This window comes from Burkholderia sp. B21-005, from assembly GCF_020843965.1.
Lineage (GTDB): Bacteria > Pseudomonadota > Gammaproteobacteria > Burkholderiales > Burkholderiaceae > Burkholderia > Burkholderia ambifaria.
This window is the reverse complement of the sequence record NZ_CP086302.1, coordinates 45,688-60,977: the sequence shown is the minus strand read 5'-3', so window position 1 is coordinate 60,977 and position 15,290 is coordinate 45,688. Positions and strand designations below refer to the sequence as shown.

Sequence of the window (15,290 nt, the reverse complement as noted above, 5' to 3'; positions counted from 1 at the left end):
GTATCCGTACCGGCGCCAATCGGCGCCGGTACGCCGACCGAGGAACCTCAACATGACGATTCACAGCTTTACCTGTATCGAAGGCCATACCGAAGGCATGCCGGTGCGCATGGTGATCGACGGCGCGCCGACGCTGCAGGGCGCGACGATGAACGCGCGCCGCGAGGATTTCGTCGCGCATCACGACTGGATTCGCCGCACGCTGATGCTGGAGCCGCGCGGCCATGCGCACATGTCGGGCACGATCTTCTATCCGCCGGTCAGCGACAACGCCGATTTCAGCCTGCTGTTCATCGAGACGTCCGGCTGCCTGCCGATGTGCGGCCACGCGACCATCGGCTCGATCGCGTTCGCGATCGAGGAGCGCGTCGTCGTGCCGAAGCAACCGGGCACCGTCACCGTCGACGTGCCGGCCGGGCAGATCGTCGCGCGCTACGAGATGGACGGCGCGCGCGTGAGCTCGGTGCGCTTCACCAACGTGCCGAGCTTCCTGCTCGCGCGCGACGTCGCGATCGAGATTCCCGCGCTCGGCACGCTGGCCGTCGATATCGCATACGGCGGCAACTTCTATCCGATCGTCGAGGTCCAGCCGAACTTCCCCGGTTGCGAACACTTCACGCCGGACGAGTTGCTCGCGTGGGGCCGCAACGTGCAGCGCGCGGTCAACGATGCGCTCGACGTCGTGCATCCCGATCATCCGGCGATTCGCGGCGTGCGGCACTGCATGTGGACCGGCAAGCCGATCGCGGACGATGCGCACGGGCGCGCGGTGGTGATCGCCGGCGACAGCCTCGTCGACCGTTCGCCGTGCGGCACCGGCAGCTCGGCACGCGTCGCGCAGCGCTTCGCGCGCGGCTGGCTGAAAGCGGGTGAAGCGTATTGTCATGAGAGCCTGATCGGCAGCCGCTTCATCGGCCGCGTGGAATCGGTCGAGCGTCTGAACAGCGGGCTGGACGCGGTGCGGCCGAGCATCGAAGGACGCGCGTGGGTCACCGGGCGCGCGCAGTATCGCGTCGATTCGTCCCAGCCGTACGCGCACGGCTTCAGCCTGCAGGAGTTCGTCAATTGAACGCGATTGCGCGAGAACACGCGCCCGCATCGCCCGGCACAGCACGCAATGAAACGGCCGTCGTGATCGGCGGCGGAATCGTCGGCGTGTGCTGCGCGCTCTATCTGCAACGCGACGGCCACGCCGTCACGCTGATCGATCCCGCCGCGCCCGGCGACAGCACCGCGAAATGGAGCTGCGGGCAGATGGCCGTCAGCGAGGTCATTCCGCTGCCGAAGCCCGGCATCCTGCTGAAGGTGCCGCGCTGGCTGATGGACCAGAAGGGGCCGCTCGCGCTGCGGCCCGGCGCGCTGCCGGGCATCCTGCCGTGGTTCTTCCGGTTCGTCGCATCGGCCCGTCACGCGAGGATCGTGTCGATCGCGCAGGCGATGGCCACGCTGACGCACGACGTCTATCCCGACTATGCGCCGCTGCTCGATGCATGCGGCGACCGCGCGCTGCTGGGCCAGCGGCCGGTGCTCGAAGTGTTCGACGATCCGGACGGCATCGCGCACGAACAGCCGCATCTCGAGCTGCGGCAGTCGCTCGGCTTCGCGTCGCAGCTCCTGACGGCCGCCGATATCGGCGATCTCGAACCGGCCCTCGCCGGCCGGTTCCGGCACGGGCTGCTGTTTCCCGACTGGCGCGCGGTCAACGATACCGAAGGCTTCATCGCGGCGCTGACGGCCAGCTTCGAGGCGCAAGGCGGACGCCGCCTCCGCGCGAACGCCGCGCGCATCGACGAAGCCGACGGGCGCGCAACCGGCGTGACGCTCGCGAGCGGCGAGCGCGTCGCGGCCGATCATGTCGTCGTCGCGGCCGGCACCGGTTCGCGGCAGTTCTTCGGGCAGCTCGGCGTGCGCGTGCCGCTCGAAGGCATCGCCGGCTACCAGGCGCTGCTCGCCGACCCGGGCGTCGAGTTCCGCCACTCCGTGATCTATGCGGACGGCGGCTTCTGCTTCAGCCCGATGACGCGCGGGCTGCAGATCGGCGGCACCATCGAGTTCGCGGGCCGCGATGCGGCGCCGAACTTCCGGCGCGCGGACATCATCCTGGAGAAAGCCAAACGCATCCTGCCCGAGCTGCGGACCGCGCGCGTCGAGTACGGCGTCGGCTATCGGCCGTTCCTGCCCGACACGAAACCGGTGATCGACCGCTCGAAGCGGCTGCCGAACGTGATCATGGCATTCGGCCACGGCCAGCTCGGCCTCACGCTCGGCGCGACGACCGGCCGCCTGGTCGGCGACCTCGCGGCCGGCCGTCCGACGCGGCAGGACCTGTCGCCCTTCAGCGCTTATCGCTTCGCCTGACATTCGAGACCCTTCATGCACTCCTACGAACGACTTTTCATCGACGGCCGCTGGGTAGCGCCCGTTCGCGGCCAGACCTTCGACACGCTCGACCCGAGCGACGAAACCGTAATCGCGAAAGTGGCGGCCGCCACCGCCGAAGACATCGACCTCGCGGTCGACGCCGCGCGCCGCGCGTTCGACGAAGGCCCGTGGCCGCGCATGACCGGCGCACAGCGCGCCGCCGTGCTGCGCGCGATCGCGCAAGGCATCCGCGACCGCCTGCCCGAGCTGGCCGAGCTCGAAGTGCGCGACAACGGCAAGCCGCTGCCCGAAGCGCTGTGGGATCTCGGCGATGCCGCCGGCTGCTTCGACTTCTACGCGGGGCTTGCCGAACAACTGGACGGCAACGCCGAAACGCCCGTGCCGCTCGCCGACGAGCGCTTCAGCACGGTCGTCCGCAAGGAGCCGATCGGCGTGGCCGGCGCGATCATCCCGTGGAATTTTCCGCTGCTGATGGCCGCGTGGAAGGTCGCGCCCGCGCTCGCGGCCGGCTGCACGATGGTGCTCAAGCCGTCCGAGCTGACGCCGCTCACCGCACTGGAGCTGGCTGGCATCGCCGACGCGGCCGGGCTGCCGGCCGGCGTGCTGAACGTCGTGACGGGCCTCGGCGCGGATGCCGGCGCGCCGCTCGCCGAGCATCCGGGCGTCGACAAGCTCGCGTTCACCGGCAGCGTGCCGACCGGCAGCCGGATCATGCAGGCCGCCGCGCGCGACATCAAGAACATCAGCCTCGAACTCGGCGGCAAGTCGCCGTTCATCGTGTTCGGCGACAGCGATCTCGAAGCGGCCGTCGAGTGGATCCTGTTCGGCATCTTCTGGAACCAGGGCGAAGTGTGTTCGGCCACGTCGCGCGTGCTCGTCGAGCGCTCGCTGTACGCGCCGCTCGTCGAGCGGCTCGCGCAGGAAGCGCGCAAAATCACCATCGGTAACGGCCGCGACGAAGGCGTACTGCTCGGCCCGCTGGTGAGCCGCGGGCAGTACGACAAGGTGCGGGAAGCGATCGCGCGCGGCCGCGACGAAGGCGCGCGGCTCGTGGCGGGCGGCGGGCGGCCCGCGCATCTCGAACGCGGCTACTTCATCGAGCCGGCCGTGTTCGCCGACGTGCCGGAAGACAGCTGGATCTGGCGCGAGGAAATTTTCGGGCCGGTGGTGTGCGTGCGGCCGTTCGATACGGAAGACGAGGCGGTTCGCTCGGCCAACGATTCGCGCTTCGGTCTCGCGGCGGCCGTGATGTCGGCCGACCTGCCGCGCTGCGAGCGCGTGGCACGCGCGATGCGCGCGGGCATCGTGTGGATCAACTGCTCGCAGCCGACGTTCACGGAGGCGCCGTGGGGCGGCTACAAGCAGAGCGGGATCGGACGCGAGCTCGGCGAGTGGGGGCTGAACAACTACCTCGAAATCAAGCAGATCACGCGCTACGACAGCGACAAGCCGTGGGGCTGGTACATCAAGTAGGAAGGTGAATCGATCATGCGCTGGAACAAAACGCTGCAACTCGTCGACGTGCATTGCGAGGGCGAGATCGGCAAGGTCATCACCGGCGGCGTCCTCGACGTGCCGGGCAAGACCATGCTCGACAAGATGAATCACATCAACGAGATCGACGACAGCTTGCGGCGCCTGGTCGTGCTCGAACCGCGCGGCTGCCTGCAGATGTCGGTCAACCTGCTGCTGCCGCCGACGCGGCCGGAAGCGCAGGCGGGCTTCATCGTGCTGCAGGCCGACAAGGCGCATCCGATGTCGGGCAGCAACTGCATCTGCGTCGTGACCTCGCTGCTCGAACTCGGGATGGTGCCGATGCAGGAACCGGAAACCACCGTCGTCCTCGACACGCCGGCCGGGCTCGTCACCGCGCGGGCCGCGTGCCGCGACGGCCGCTGCGTCGGCGTCTCGCTCGACATGGTGCCGTCGTTCGTCGAACACCTCGACGTCGACGTGCACACGGAGGAATTCGGCACGATCAAGGCCGACATCGCGTTCGGCGGCGTGTACTACGCGCTCGTCGACGTCGACCAGCTCGGGCTGGACATCGCGCCGGGCAACGCGCGGCAACTCGCGACGCACGGTGTGCGGCTCAGGGAGATCATCAACCGGCAGGTCGCCGTGCAGCATCCGCTCATCCCGGAGATCAACGAAGTCGCGTACGTGATGTTCCGCAACCGGGTCGACGACACGGTGTACCAGACCTGCACGACGCTGCCGCCCGGCCGCGTCGACCGCTCGCCGTGCGGGACCGGCAGCTCGGCCAATCTCGCGACGCTCGCCGCGCGCGGGCGCGTGCAGGTCGGCGATTGCCTCACATCGCGCTCCACGATCGGCGGCGAATTCCGCGTCGAACTGCTGGGTACGACCGAAGTGGGCGGCCGGCCGGCCATACTGCCGCGCGTCACCGGGCGCGCCTGGGTGTTCGGGTTCCAGCAACTCGGCGTCGATCCCGATGATCCGCTGGCCGCCGGGTTCATGCTCAGCGACACATGGGGCGACGGATTCGGGCCATCCGCGCCGTCAGGCACGTGAGGACGCGATGCTAAACTCGAGAGCGCGCCCGGCGACCCGGGCCGATTACAGGAAGGATGGCGAGATGAGCAAAGAGGCCGTTGAAACCGAAGGTGGCGGCCGCCGGCACGGCGGGCGGTATGTGTATGAGGAATTGCGCAAGCAGATCCTGACGCTCAAGCTGAAACCCGGCGTGCAGCTCGACGAAATCTCGCTGGCCGCGCAGTTCGGCCTGTCGCGTTCGCCGGTGCGCGACGCGATCGCGCGGCTGAGCAGCGAGGGGCTCGTCACGATCCTGCCGAATCGCACGACGCTCGTCACGCCGTTCGAGATCGAGGAATTCCCGAAATACATCTCGGCGCTCGACCTGATCCAGCGCGCGGTCACGCGGCTCGCGGCCACGCAGCGCTCCGAGGCCGACCTCGCGAAAATCCGCAAGGCCGACGACGTCTACATGGCGGCCGTCGCGAGCGGCGACTTCCAGGCGATGTCGGAGACCAACAAGGCGCTCCACATGGCGATCGCGCATGCCGCGAACAATCCCTACTTCGTCGGCTACTACGAGCGGCTGCTCGGCGAAGGGCAGCGCCTACTTCATCTGCATTTCGACTTCACCGTGAGCTCGCCGACGGCCGCCAAGCTCGGTCGCGACCACGACGAACTGATCGACGCGATCGTGCGGCGCGATGCGGACGCCGCCGAGCGCGCCGCGCACGAGCACACGATGCTGTTCCAGAAGCGCTTCCTCGATTACATGCGGCAGAACATGACGGAGTCGATGGCGGTGCTGTAAGCGCAATACCGGAGGCCGGCGGCACCACGCCCATCCGGCTAAAATACCGCCCTGCCGCGCGTCCCGCCGCGGCCGGAGGATACTCACATGACCACACGTCGCGGTGCCGCGGTCGCCATCGCGCCCGGTCACGAGACAGCCAGCCTGTCGAAAGCCCAGAAAACGTTCAATACGCTCGTCAAGCAGATCGAGAAGCGGCGCGAGCATCTCGGCGCGTGGGATGCCGTAATGCCGGCGTTTCAGAAGAAGTTCGTCGACGCGCTGTTGCCGCTCGAACAGGAATCGACGGCGCTGCGGATCAAACTGATCCACCTGCTCGACGACGCGTTCCTGCAGAAGGGCTTGAGCAAGGCCGAGCAACGCACGCTGTCCGACCTGATCGCCGATATGGTGCGCGATTTAATGCAGGTCAGCGACGACGCGACGCTGAAGATCATTTACAACCGGCATGTCGGATCCGCGAACGTCGGCAACGCGGCGGCCGAGCCCGATCCCAAGCGGACGAAACCGGCACGGGAACCCGAACCGCAATCGCAATCGCCAGAGGATCTCGACTCGCTGTCCCCCGACGAACTCGCCGAGCGGATGCAGGCCGAACTCGACGCACAGTTCGAGCGCGACATGGCCGCTCACGCAGCCCGCGAGGCCCAGCGCGCGAAGCGCAAGAAAGCGCCGAAGCAATCGGCCGCGCAGGCCAGGATCGAAGCCGAGCAGGCCGAATCGAACAAGTCGATCCGCGAGATCTATCGCAAGCTCGCCAGCGCACTGCATCCCGATCGCGAAACCGATCCGCGCGAGCAGGAACGCAAGACCGTGCTGATGCAGCGGGTCAACCACGCTTATGCGAAGGGCAATCTGCTGCAGCTGCTGGAACTGCAGCTGGAGATCGAGCAGATCGACCGGCGTGCGATCGACGGGCTCAGCGAAGCGCGGCTCACGCGCTACAACGGCATCCTGGAGGAACAACTCCGTGAGCTCGACCAGGAGATCCAGCACGTCGAGAACGATTTCCGGCGCACGTACGGCATCGCGTCGTCCACCAAGGTCGCGCCCGATACCGTCATCCGCATACTCACGCGCGACATTGCCGGCATGCAGCGCGGCAATCAGGATCTCGCCGTGGCGCTGCGCGAGTTCGAGGATCCGGACAAGGTCAAGGACTGGCTGAAAGACATGAAGCGCCGGCCGGCATCGTCACGCTTTGACGACAATCCGTACTAGGTCCAGTCGCCCACCCCGCAGGACGTCGGGCGCGTAGCCGGTCTGACGCGACAGCGATGCGGGCCGCGGAGCCGGCGTCAGGCTGCCTCGACCGGCGAGCGCCGCCGCTCCTCGACCATCGATGCGATCAGCGCCGCCAGATCGTCGGTCGACGGATCGTGAATTCCGGACGAGAGATGCAGTTCGAGATCGGCGGGCGGCAGCGGCGGCAACCCGTCGTTCGCGTCGAGCACCCGCCAGTTGGCGGGCAACGTGCAACGGTCGATGATGGTCACCGCCGCACGGTGATTGACCGCGATCCGGATCCCCGTGGGGCTTTGGCTCGTATAGACGATATGACACGGCCGATCGATATCGGCGAGCGCCGCGAGCCCGCGCTGCCGATAACAACAGGTTTCGGGAAACAGCGCGAGCGGTACCGAGGCTTGCTGGTCGAGCCGAAAATCCCGATGCGCGGCCCACACGACCGACTCACTGCCGAGCGGGTGACCACCGGGGCGCGGCCCATGCCGGACAACCAGCGCGAGGTCGAGCTCGCCCGCATTCAGGCGGTCGAGCAGTTCGAGCGACATCCGGCAATGAATGTGCGGCTGCACGCCGGGCCGCAATTCATGGAAGCGCTTCAGCAAGTCCGGCAGCCAAAGCTCCGCGTAATCCTCAGGCAATCCGAAACGAATGACACGCTGCGACGAACTGCTTCGATTCAGTGCGGCAATCGCCTCGCTTTGGACCTGAATGATCCGGCGCGCGTGAATCAGGAAATTCTCGCCATCGCGCGACAACGCGAGCCGGCGGCCGCCACGCAGGACGAGGGGCGTGCCGAGCCGCTCCTCGAGCGTGCGGATCCGCAGACTGATCGTCGATTGCGTCCGGTGCAACTGCCTCGCAGCGGACGTGAAGCCGCCCGTATCCACCACCGCGACAAACGCGCGAATCAATTCCGGATCCAGCGAGCTGAGTTTCGACCAATCGGGTCCGCTGATAGAAGCCATCGAAATTACTCGTTTTCAAAAAGAATTTGACGTCCGAAAGATGGCGGTGAGCGAGCCGATTATTGATCAAAATAATTCCGCTCACAACCTTCGCCGATCCGACACGGCCCGACTCGCCCGGCGCGATGCAGCCCGTATCGCGCGCCCTCGTCCACCTTATCGAAAACGAGATTCGCACATGATCCCCTCATTATTTTTCCATCGTCTTTTCCGCCCGATCCTCCGTCGCGCCGGCCGCTTGCTGCCCCGGCTGATTCTGCTCACCGGCCTGATCGCCGGCGCTCATCCCGCAACCGCAGCCGACGACCGCACGATCACGATCGGCGTGAACAACTGGGCCGAAAATATCGCGGTTGCGAACCTGTGGAAGGCACTGCTCGCGCAAAAAGGCTACACGGTCTCGCTGCGACCGGGCGACAAGGCGATCATTTACAGCGCTGTCGCGCAAGGCAAGCTCGACCTCACGTTCGAAGTCTGGCTGCCGTCGGCGGATGCCGCCCCCTATGACAGCGTGAAATCGCGAGTCGAAAAGATCGGACCCTGGTTTCCGCGCGCGCAGCTGGGCCTCGCCGTGCCGGACTATGTCGACGTCGACAGCGTCGACCAGTTGAATGCACGCGCCGCGCAGTTCCAGCACGATGGCAAGCCGATGATCTTCGGCATCGAACCGGGCAGCGGCCTGATGAAACTGACGGCCCAGGCGCGCACCGCGTATGGGCTCAACTACACGGTGCTGCCGTCATCCGAGGCCGCGATGCTGCTTGCGCTCGAACGTGCAGCAAAGCGTCGCGAGCCGATCGTGGTCACGCTGTGGAATCCGCACTGGGTCTGGGCGAAGTATCCGATGCACTACCTGAAGGACCCGAAGCAGGTGTTCGGGCAGCCGGATGCGATCTACGCGATCGCGACCGCCGGATTCGGCCGCGCGCATCCGGATATCTCGCACTGGCTCGGTGCCTGGAAGATGGACGACCAGACGCTCGGCTCGCTGATGAACGACATTCGCGCGGAGGGCGATGCCGACCCGCAGAAGGGCGTCGCCCGCTGGATCGCGGCAAACCGCGAGCGCGTCGACGCATGGCTGCGCTAGGTGCCGAACCGGGCAACCGTGCGCGGTCTGCCGTGGCCGCCGCACGGCGTGCCTGCCGGCGTATTCATTGACGGTTCCGCTTGGGCAATCGGAATAACTCGTTTCCTGAAACATTCTGGTTGACGAAAGATGATCGATATCCGCGGCAAGCATCCCGCGCCGCGACCGTGCCGATGCATTTCCCTTCCTGGAGTCAAAACATGACCGTCAACCTGCCGCTTGCCGATGCCGAATGTATGGACCTCGGCGACATCGTCGATACCGACCGCTATCCGCTGCACGCCCCGGATCATCCCCGGATGCGCGAGTTGATAGCGGCCTGCCGCGAAGAACTCGCGGGCCACGGCAGCGCCGTGCTGCACGATTTCCTGCGGCCGGCCGCTCTCGAACGGGCGCGCGCCGAGGGCCGCGCGCTGGCGGCGAAGACGTTCTACTCGCACCGCAAGGTCAATGCGTATTTCACGGCCGACGATCCGTCGCTGCCGGCCGACGATCCTCGCCGCGTGTTCATGGATCGCACCAGCGGCTTCGTCACGCGCGACGTCATTCCGGCCGACGCAATCATTCATCGCCTGTACGTTGCCCAGTCGATGAAATCCTTCATCGCCGCATGCCTCGGCGAGGCGCGCGTATGGGAGTACGCGGATCCGTACGCCGGCCTCGTGCAAAACGTGCTGCCGCCCGGCACGGAGCAGCCGTGGCACTACGACACGAACGAATTCATCGTGTCGATGATGACCCAGCAACCGGCCGCCGGCGGCGACTTCGAGTACTGCCCCGGTATCCGCTCGCCGGAAGGCGAGAACTACAACGAGGTCGGGCGCGTCGTACGCGGCGAGACACGCGCGCCGGTCCGCGTGATCACGTTGCGCCCGGGGGATCTGCAACTGTTCAAGGGCCGCTTCTCGCTGCATCGCGTCGCGCGAGTCGAGGGCGAGCGCGAGCGTCACACGGCGATCTTCGCGTACTCGAAGAAGCCCGGCGTGATCGGCCGCCTCGAGCGCACACGCCAGTTGTACGGCCGTGTCTCGGAAATGCATCTCGAGGCCGAACAACGGCTCGTCCGCGCCGACGGCCTTGTCGACTGATCCGTCATGCTCCGCCCGCTTCCATTCGAAACCCGATTCCCGATACCATGTCCATCCTCAGACCGACCCACCGTCCGGAAGATTGCGAACCGACCGCCGACGAGATCGCGCAGATCCAGCGAGACCGGCTCGCCGCGGTTCGCCGCGAACTGAAGAAGCGAGACCTGAGCGCCGCCGTCCTGTTCGACCCGACCCACATGCGCTATGCGACGGGGTCGCGCAACATGCAGGTGTACTCGATGCGCAATCCGGCGCGATACCTGTTCGTGCCGGCCGAAGGCAAGGTCGTGCTGTTCGAGTACGCCGGCTGCGAGTTTCTTGCCGACGGGCTCGATACGGTCGACGAGGTTCGTCCGGCGACCGCTATTTCGTACTACTTCTGTGACGACATGCTTCGTCAGGTTACCGAACGATGGGCAGACGAAATCGACGCGCTCGTTCGTGCATCGGGCGGCGGCAAGCGCATCGCGATCGAAAGCGCGACATCCGCGGCCGCGTTCGCACTTCAGGCGCGCGGCTACGAGATCTCCGATGCACAGGAACCGCTCGAGCGCGCACGCGCAATCAAGGTGCCGAACGAAATCAAGATGATCCGCGCGTCGCTGCGCGCGGCGGAAGCGGGGGTACGCAAGCTCGAGGCCGCGCTCGTGCCGGGCATCAGCGAAAACGAACTGTGGTCGCATCTTCATCAACACGTGATCGCAACGGACGGCGACTACGTGGAGACTCGGCTGATCAGTTCGGGGCCGCGCACGAACCCGTGGTTCCAGGAGAGCAGCCCGCGCAAGATCCAGGCGGGCGAGCTGGTCGGGCTTGATACCGACGTTGTCGGCCGGTTCGGCTACTACGCGGACTTTTCCCGCACGTTCCTGTGCGGCGACGGCCCGGCGACCGACGCGCAGAAGAACCTCTACCGGCTCGCGTACGATCAGATCCACGCCAACATGGAAAACGTGAAGGCCGGCACGACGTTTCAGGAATTCATCGCGAAAGCATGGAAAATCCCGCAGCCGTATCGCGCGCGCCGCTATTTCGCGCTCGCGCACGGCGTCGGGATGACCGGCGAGTATCCCTATATCGTCCATCGTGAGGATAGCGATGCAAAGGGTTATGACGGCGTGATCGAGCCCGGCATGACGCTGTGCATCGAGAGCTACATCGGTCACGAAGCCGGGGGCGAGGGCGTGAAGCTCGAAGAGCAGGTGTACGTGCGTGACGACGGGCAGGTCGAGCTGTTGTCCGACTACCCGTTCGAAGCGCGCCTGCTCGCGTAGCAGCGGCAAGCCCGCTGCCGCCGCTACGCCGCGCCCGCCAGCGAACGATCGAACGCGATGAGCGTCAGGTACGGCACGCGCGTGCCGAAAAGCACGAGACGCAGGCGCGGCCCGCCTGCATCACCGCGGCTCGCCCATCCCGCCCATCAGCGTCATCAACTGTTCGCGCAGCCACTGACTGCCCTGGTCCTGATCGGCGCTGCGATGCCAGTAGCAGAAGTATTCGAGCCCGGGCATCTCGAACGGCAGCTCGAGGATCCGGGCCGGATAGCGCCGCAGCAGCCGCAGCGGCGCCGTCAGCGCGAGATCGCCGCGCATCGCGATCAGCGGCGCGACCATGTAATGCTGCACGCGCATCTGGATGTTGCGGCGCAGCCCCAGGCGCGTCAGCTCCGCGTCGACGTGCCCGCTGCCCTTGCGGCGGCTCGACACGTGGATGTGCCCCATCGACAGGTAGTCGTCCATGGTCAGCGTGTCGCCGTTGAACGGGTGATCGTCGCGGATCATGCATGCGTAGCGGTCGCGCACGAGCAGCGCCTGGTGCAGATGCGGATCGCCGATCAGCGGCGCGTCGATCGCGATGTCGACCGAGCCGTTCGCGAGCGCGGTCGCGACTTCGCGGCGGTCCATCGTGTAGCTGCGCACGTGCATGCCCGGCGCATGTGTTTGCAGCAACTCGCCGAGCGCGGGCAGCAGCAGCGCTTCGGTCAGGTCGCTCATGCTGAGCCGGAACACGCGCTCGGACGAGGCCGGATCGAACACGTCGCCTTCGTGCGCGCTCGAATCGAGCAGTTGCAGCGCCTCGCGCACGCGGCCGACGATGTTCTCGGCCATCGGGGTCGGCATCATCCCGGCCGGCGTGCTGACGAACAGCGGATCGTTCAGCGTCTTGCGCAGCCGCGCGAGCGCGTTGCTGACGGCCGGCTGCGTGAGGTTCAGCACCTCGGCCGCGCGCGTCAGGTTGCGCTTGTTGTAGATCGCCTCGAATACGACGAACAGGTTCAGATCAATCTTCGAAAGGCGCATCGCCGGATCTCCTTGCCGGCATGTTACGGCGTGCGCCATCTGTTCGTCCATGCCGGCCCCGCGCATCGCGACGCGATGCTCAGCCGCGCGGCGGCCGCGTCAGGTACGGCTCGGTCGACCCGCGCACGGCGTCCTTGATCTCCATCCGCGCGATCGCCTGCAGGTGCACCTCGTCCGGGCCGTCGGCGAAGCGCAGCGCGCGGCCCCAGGTCCACATGTCGGCGAGCGGCGTATCGGGGCTCAGGCCCATCGCGCCGAACACCTGCATCGCGCGGTCGCATACGTCCGTGTACACGGTCGGCACGAGCGCCTTGATCATCGAGATTTCCTTGCGCGCGGCCTTCGCGCCGACCTTGTCGATCATCCACGCGGCCTTCAGCACCAGCAGGCGCGCCTGGTCGATCTCGATGCGCGAACGCGCGATCCATTCGCCGACCGTGCCGTGACGATTCAGCGGCTTGCCGAACGCCTCGCGCGACTGCGCGCGGTCGACCATCAGTTCCAGCGCCAGCTCGGCCGCGCCGATCGAACGCATGCAGTGATGGATGCGGCCCGGCCCGAGGCGCGCCTGCGCGAGCGCGAAGCCGCTGCCCTCCTCGCCGAGCAGGTTGCGCGCCGGCACGCGCACGTTGTCGAACGTGATCTCGCAGTGCCCTTCCGGCGCGTAGTGGTTGACCACCGTGATGTTGCGCACGATCGTCACGCCCGGCGTGTCGCGCGGCACGAGGATCATGCTCTGCTGCTGGTGCGACTCGGCATCGGGATCGGTCTTGCCCATCACGATGAAGATCTTGCAGTTCGGATGCGCGGCGTTCGTGATGAACCACTTGCGGCCGTTGATCACGTACTCGTCGCCGTCGCGCCGGATGCGCGTCGTGATGTTCGTCGCATCCGACGAGGCCACGTCGGGCTCCGTCATCGCGAATGCCGAACGGATCTCGCCGCGCAGCAGCGGCAGCAGCCACTGTTCGCGCTGCTCGGGCGTCGCGAACATGTGCAGCAGTTCCATGTTGCCGGTGTCCGGCGCGTTGCAGTTGAACACTTCCGACGCCCAGCTCACGCGCCCCATGATCTCGGCGAGCGGCGCGTATTCGAGGTTGGTCAGGCCCGTGCCGGGCTCGTCGTCCTTCAGGTGCGGCAGGAACAGGTTCCACAGCCCTTCCGCCTTCGCGCGTTCCTTCAGCTCCTCCATGAACGACACGGGATACTGGCCCGCGTGCACTTCGTCGTTCCACTGGCGGATGCGCGGCACGATGTGCGCGTCCATGAACGCATGCACGCGTTCGCGCAGCGCTTCCACTTTCGGGGTGTAGCCAAAGTCCATGATCGACTCCTCGAGATTGCGTGTTCGGTTCGGTCAGAAGGCCGAGACACCGCCGTCGACGGCGACGGCCTGCCCGGTCAGATAAGTGTTTTCCTTCGCGCACAGCATCAGCATCGTCGCGACGATTTCGTCGGGCCGGCCGAGCCGCTTCATCGGCGAGCCCTGCGCGAGAAAGTCCTGGCGGTCGCCGATATCGCTGTCGGTGACCATCGGCGTCGTGCTGTAGAACGGGCACACCGCGTTCACGCGAATGCCGTGGCGCGCGTATTCGAGCGCGGCCGTCTTCGTGAGCCCGACCACCGCATGCTTCGACGCCGCATAGGCCGCCAGCTTCGGCGCGCCGCCGAGCCCGGCTACCGACGCGACGTTCAGGATCACGCCTTCGCGCTGCGCGAGCATCTGGCGGATCTGGTGCTTCATCCCGAAGAAGACGCCTTTCGCGTTCACCGCGAAGCTCAGGTCGAGATCGGCTTCGTCGGTGTCGATCAGCGCCTTCATCGGCGGTGCGATGCCCGCGTTGTTGATGCCGACGTCGAGCCGCCCGAAGCGCGCGGCGGCCGCCTGCACCAGCGATGCCACGTCAGCTTCGATGCGCACGTCGCAGCGCTGCGCGATCACGTCGGCGCCGGCCGCGCGCAGCGGCGCGGCCACGCGTTCGAGCGCGTCGTCGTTCAGGTCGCCGAGCGCGAGCCGCGCGCCCATCGTGGCCAGCTCGCTCGCGAGCAGCGCGCCGAAGCCGCTCGCGGCGCCGGTGATCATCACGGCCTGCCCCGCATAGCTGTCGAGTTTCATCGCGCGCTCAGATCGTCAGGCCGCCGTCGACGACGATGCATTCGCCGTTGGTGTAGCTCGCCGCATCCGACACGAGATACAGCACGGTGCCGGCCATCTCGCGCGGCTCCGCGTGGCGGCGCAGCGGGATCTTCGCCTTCCAGCTTTCGTAGATGTCCTTGTCGGCGAACAGCGCGCCGGCGAACTTCGTCTTCGTGAGGCCCGGCAGCAGCGCGTTCACGCGGATGCCGAACGGCCCGCACTCCTTCGCGAACGCCTTCGTCATGTTGACGACGGCCGCCTTCGTGATCGAATAGATGCCCTGCCGGTCGCCCGGCTGCAGCGCGTTCACCGACGCGGTGTTGACGATCGCGCCGCCGCCCTGCGCCTTCATCAGCTTGCCGGCCTCGACCGACATGAAGAAGTAGCCGCGAATGTTCACATCGACGGTCTTTTCATACGCGGCAAGATCGGTATCGAGGATGTGCCCGAAATACGGGTTCGCGGCCGCGTTGTTCACGAGGATATCGAGCCGGCCGTGCTTGCCGCGGATCGTCTCGAACGTCGCGGCGATGTCTTCGAGCCGCCCGACGTGACAGGCCAGCGCCTCGGCGCGGCCGCCCGCCGCGACGATCGCGTCCGCGACCGCCTGGCAGTCGTCGAGCTTGCGGCTCGACACGATCACGTGCGCGCCCTGCTCTGCGAGCAGCTTCGCGATTTCCTCGCCGATGCCGCGGCTCGCGCCCGTCACCAGCGCGATCTTGCCCGTCAGGTCGAACAGATTCGTTGCCATGTTGCTGTGCTCCTCCATTGAT

General features: G+C 66.7%; 14 protein-coding genes. 9 read left to right on the top strand and 5 right to left on the bottom strand.

The window, feature by feature from the left end:
- Nucleotides 1-52 precede the first annotated feature (52 nt).
- From LMA02_RS16695 to LMA02_RS16670, 6 genes are all read left to right on the top strand, one after another.
- On the top strand, nucleotides 53-1,069 hold the full coding sequence (locus LMA02_RS16695) for a 4-hydroxyproline epimerase (protein WP_228908789.1): 1,017 nt from the start codon (nucleotides 53-55) through the stop codon (nucleotides 1,067-1,069).
- Entirely contained in the window at nucleotides 1,066-2,358 is a 1,293-nt protein-coding gene (locus LMA02_RS16690; RefSeq protein ID WP_228908788.1) for an NAD(P)/FAD-dependent oxidoreductase, read from the top strand. The genes LMA02_RS16695 and LMA02_RS16690 overlap by 4 nt, the downstream gene beginning before the upstream one ends.
- Nucleotides 2,359-2,373: 15 nt before the next feature.
- Entirely contained in the window at nucleotides 2,374-3,855 is a 1,482-nt protein-coding gene (locus LMA02_RS16685; RefSeq protein WP_228908787.1) for an aldehyde dehydrogenase family protein, read from the top strand.
- A 15-nt stretch (nucleotides 3,856-3,870) separates the two neighbouring features.
- Nucleotides 3,871-4,917: a proline racemase family protein gene (locus LMA02_RS16680; protein WP_228908786.1), complete on the top strand. Its 1,047-nt coding sequence runs from the start codon at nucleotides 3,871-3,873 to the stop codon at nucleotides 4,915-4,917.
- Nucleotides 4,918-4,981: 64 nt separating this feature from the next.
- Nucleotides 4,982-5,689, top strand: coding sequence for a GntR family transcriptional regulator (locus LMA02_RS16675; protein ID WP_168736206.1), 708 nt, complete (start codon nucleotides 4,982-4,984; stop codon nucleotides 5,687-5,689).
- Between the two features lie 87 nt (nucleotides 5,690-5,776).
- Entirely contained in the window at nucleotides 5,777-6,910 is a 1,134-nt protein-coding gene (locus LMA02_RS16670; RefSeq protein WP_228908785.1) for a J domain-containing protein, read from the top strand.
- A 77-nt stretch (nucleotides 6,911-6,987) separates the two neighbouring features.
- On the opposite strand, the gene LMA02_RS16665 is transcribed toward LMA02_RS16670, so the two are convergent.
- Nucleotides 6,988-7,848: a LysR family transcriptional regulator gene (locus LMA02_RS16665; RefSeq protein ID WP_228908784.1), complete on the bottom strand. Its 861-nt coding sequence runs from the start codon at nucleotides 7,846-7,848 to the stop codon at nucleotides 6,988-6,990.
- On the opposite strand from LMA02_RS16665, the gene LMA02_RS16660 reads away from it, so the two are divergent.
- From LMA02_RS16660 to LMA02_RS16650, 3 genes are all read left to right on the top strand, one after another.
- Nucleotides 7,805-8,992 carry a glycine betaine ABC transporter substrate-binding protein gene (locus LMA02_RS16660; protein WP_228908783.1) on the top strand — a complete coding sequence of 396 codons (1,188 nt, stop codon included), beginning with the start codon at nucleotides 7,805-7,807 and terminating at the stop codon, nucleotides 8,990-8,992. The genes LMA02_RS16665 and LMA02_RS16660 overlap by 44 nt on opposite strands.
- A gap of 200 nt (nucleotides 8,993-9,192) precedes the next feature.
- Nucleotides 9,193-10,080 (top strand): hypothetical protein, encoded by an 888-nt coding sequence (locus LMA02_RS16655; RefSeq protein WP_228908782.1) that lies wholly within the window; start codon nucleotides 9,193-9,195, stop codon nucleotides 10,078-10,080.
- Between the two features lie 47 nt (nucleotides 10,081-10,127).
- Nucleotides 10,128-11,354: a M24 family metallopeptidase gene (locus tag LMA02_RS16650; RefSeq protein WP_166723396.1), complete on the top strand. Its 1,227-nt coding sequence runs from the start codon at nucleotides 10,128-10,130 to the stop codon at nucleotides 11,352-11,354.
- Nucleotides 11,355-11,474: 120 nt separating this feature from the next.
- Here the strand turns inward: LMA02_RS16650 and LMA02_RS16645 are convergent, their stop codons facing one another.
- The 4 genes from LMA02_RS16645 to LMA02_RS16630 all read right to left on the bottom strand — a co-directional run bounded on the left by LMA02_RS16645 (nucleotide 11,475) and on the right by LMA02_RS16630 (nucleotide 15,268).
- Complete coding sequence (locus tag LMA02_RS16645) at nucleotides 11,475-12,380, bottom strand: LysR family transcriptional regulator (protein WP_228908781.1); 906 nt, start codon at nucleotides 12,378-12,380, stop codon at nucleotides 11,475-11,477.
- 79 nt (nucleotides 12,381-12,459) lie between these two features.
- Nucleotides 12,460-13,704 (bottom strand): acyl-CoA dehydrogenase family protein, encoded by a 1,245-nt coding sequence (locus tag LMA02_RS16640; RefSeq protein WP_228908780.1) that lies wholly within the window; start codon nucleotides 13,702-13,704, stop codon nucleotides 12,460-12,462.
- A 33-nt stretch (nucleotides 13,705-13,737) separates the two neighbouring features.
- Nucleotides 13,738-14,496: an SDR family NAD(P)-dependent oxidoreductase gene (locus LMA02_RS16635; protein WP_228908779.1), complete on the bottom strand. Its 759-nt coding sequence runs from the start codon at nucleotides 14,494-14,496 to the stop codon at nucleotides 13,738-13,740.
- Between the two features lie 7 nt (nucleotides 14,497-14,503).
- Entirely contained in the window at nucleotides 14,504-15,268 is a 765-nt protein-coding gene (locus LMA02_RS16630; RefSeq protein WP_228908778.1) for an SDR family oxidoreductase, read from the bottom strand.
- Nucleotides 15,269-15,290 lie beyond the last annotated feature (22 nt).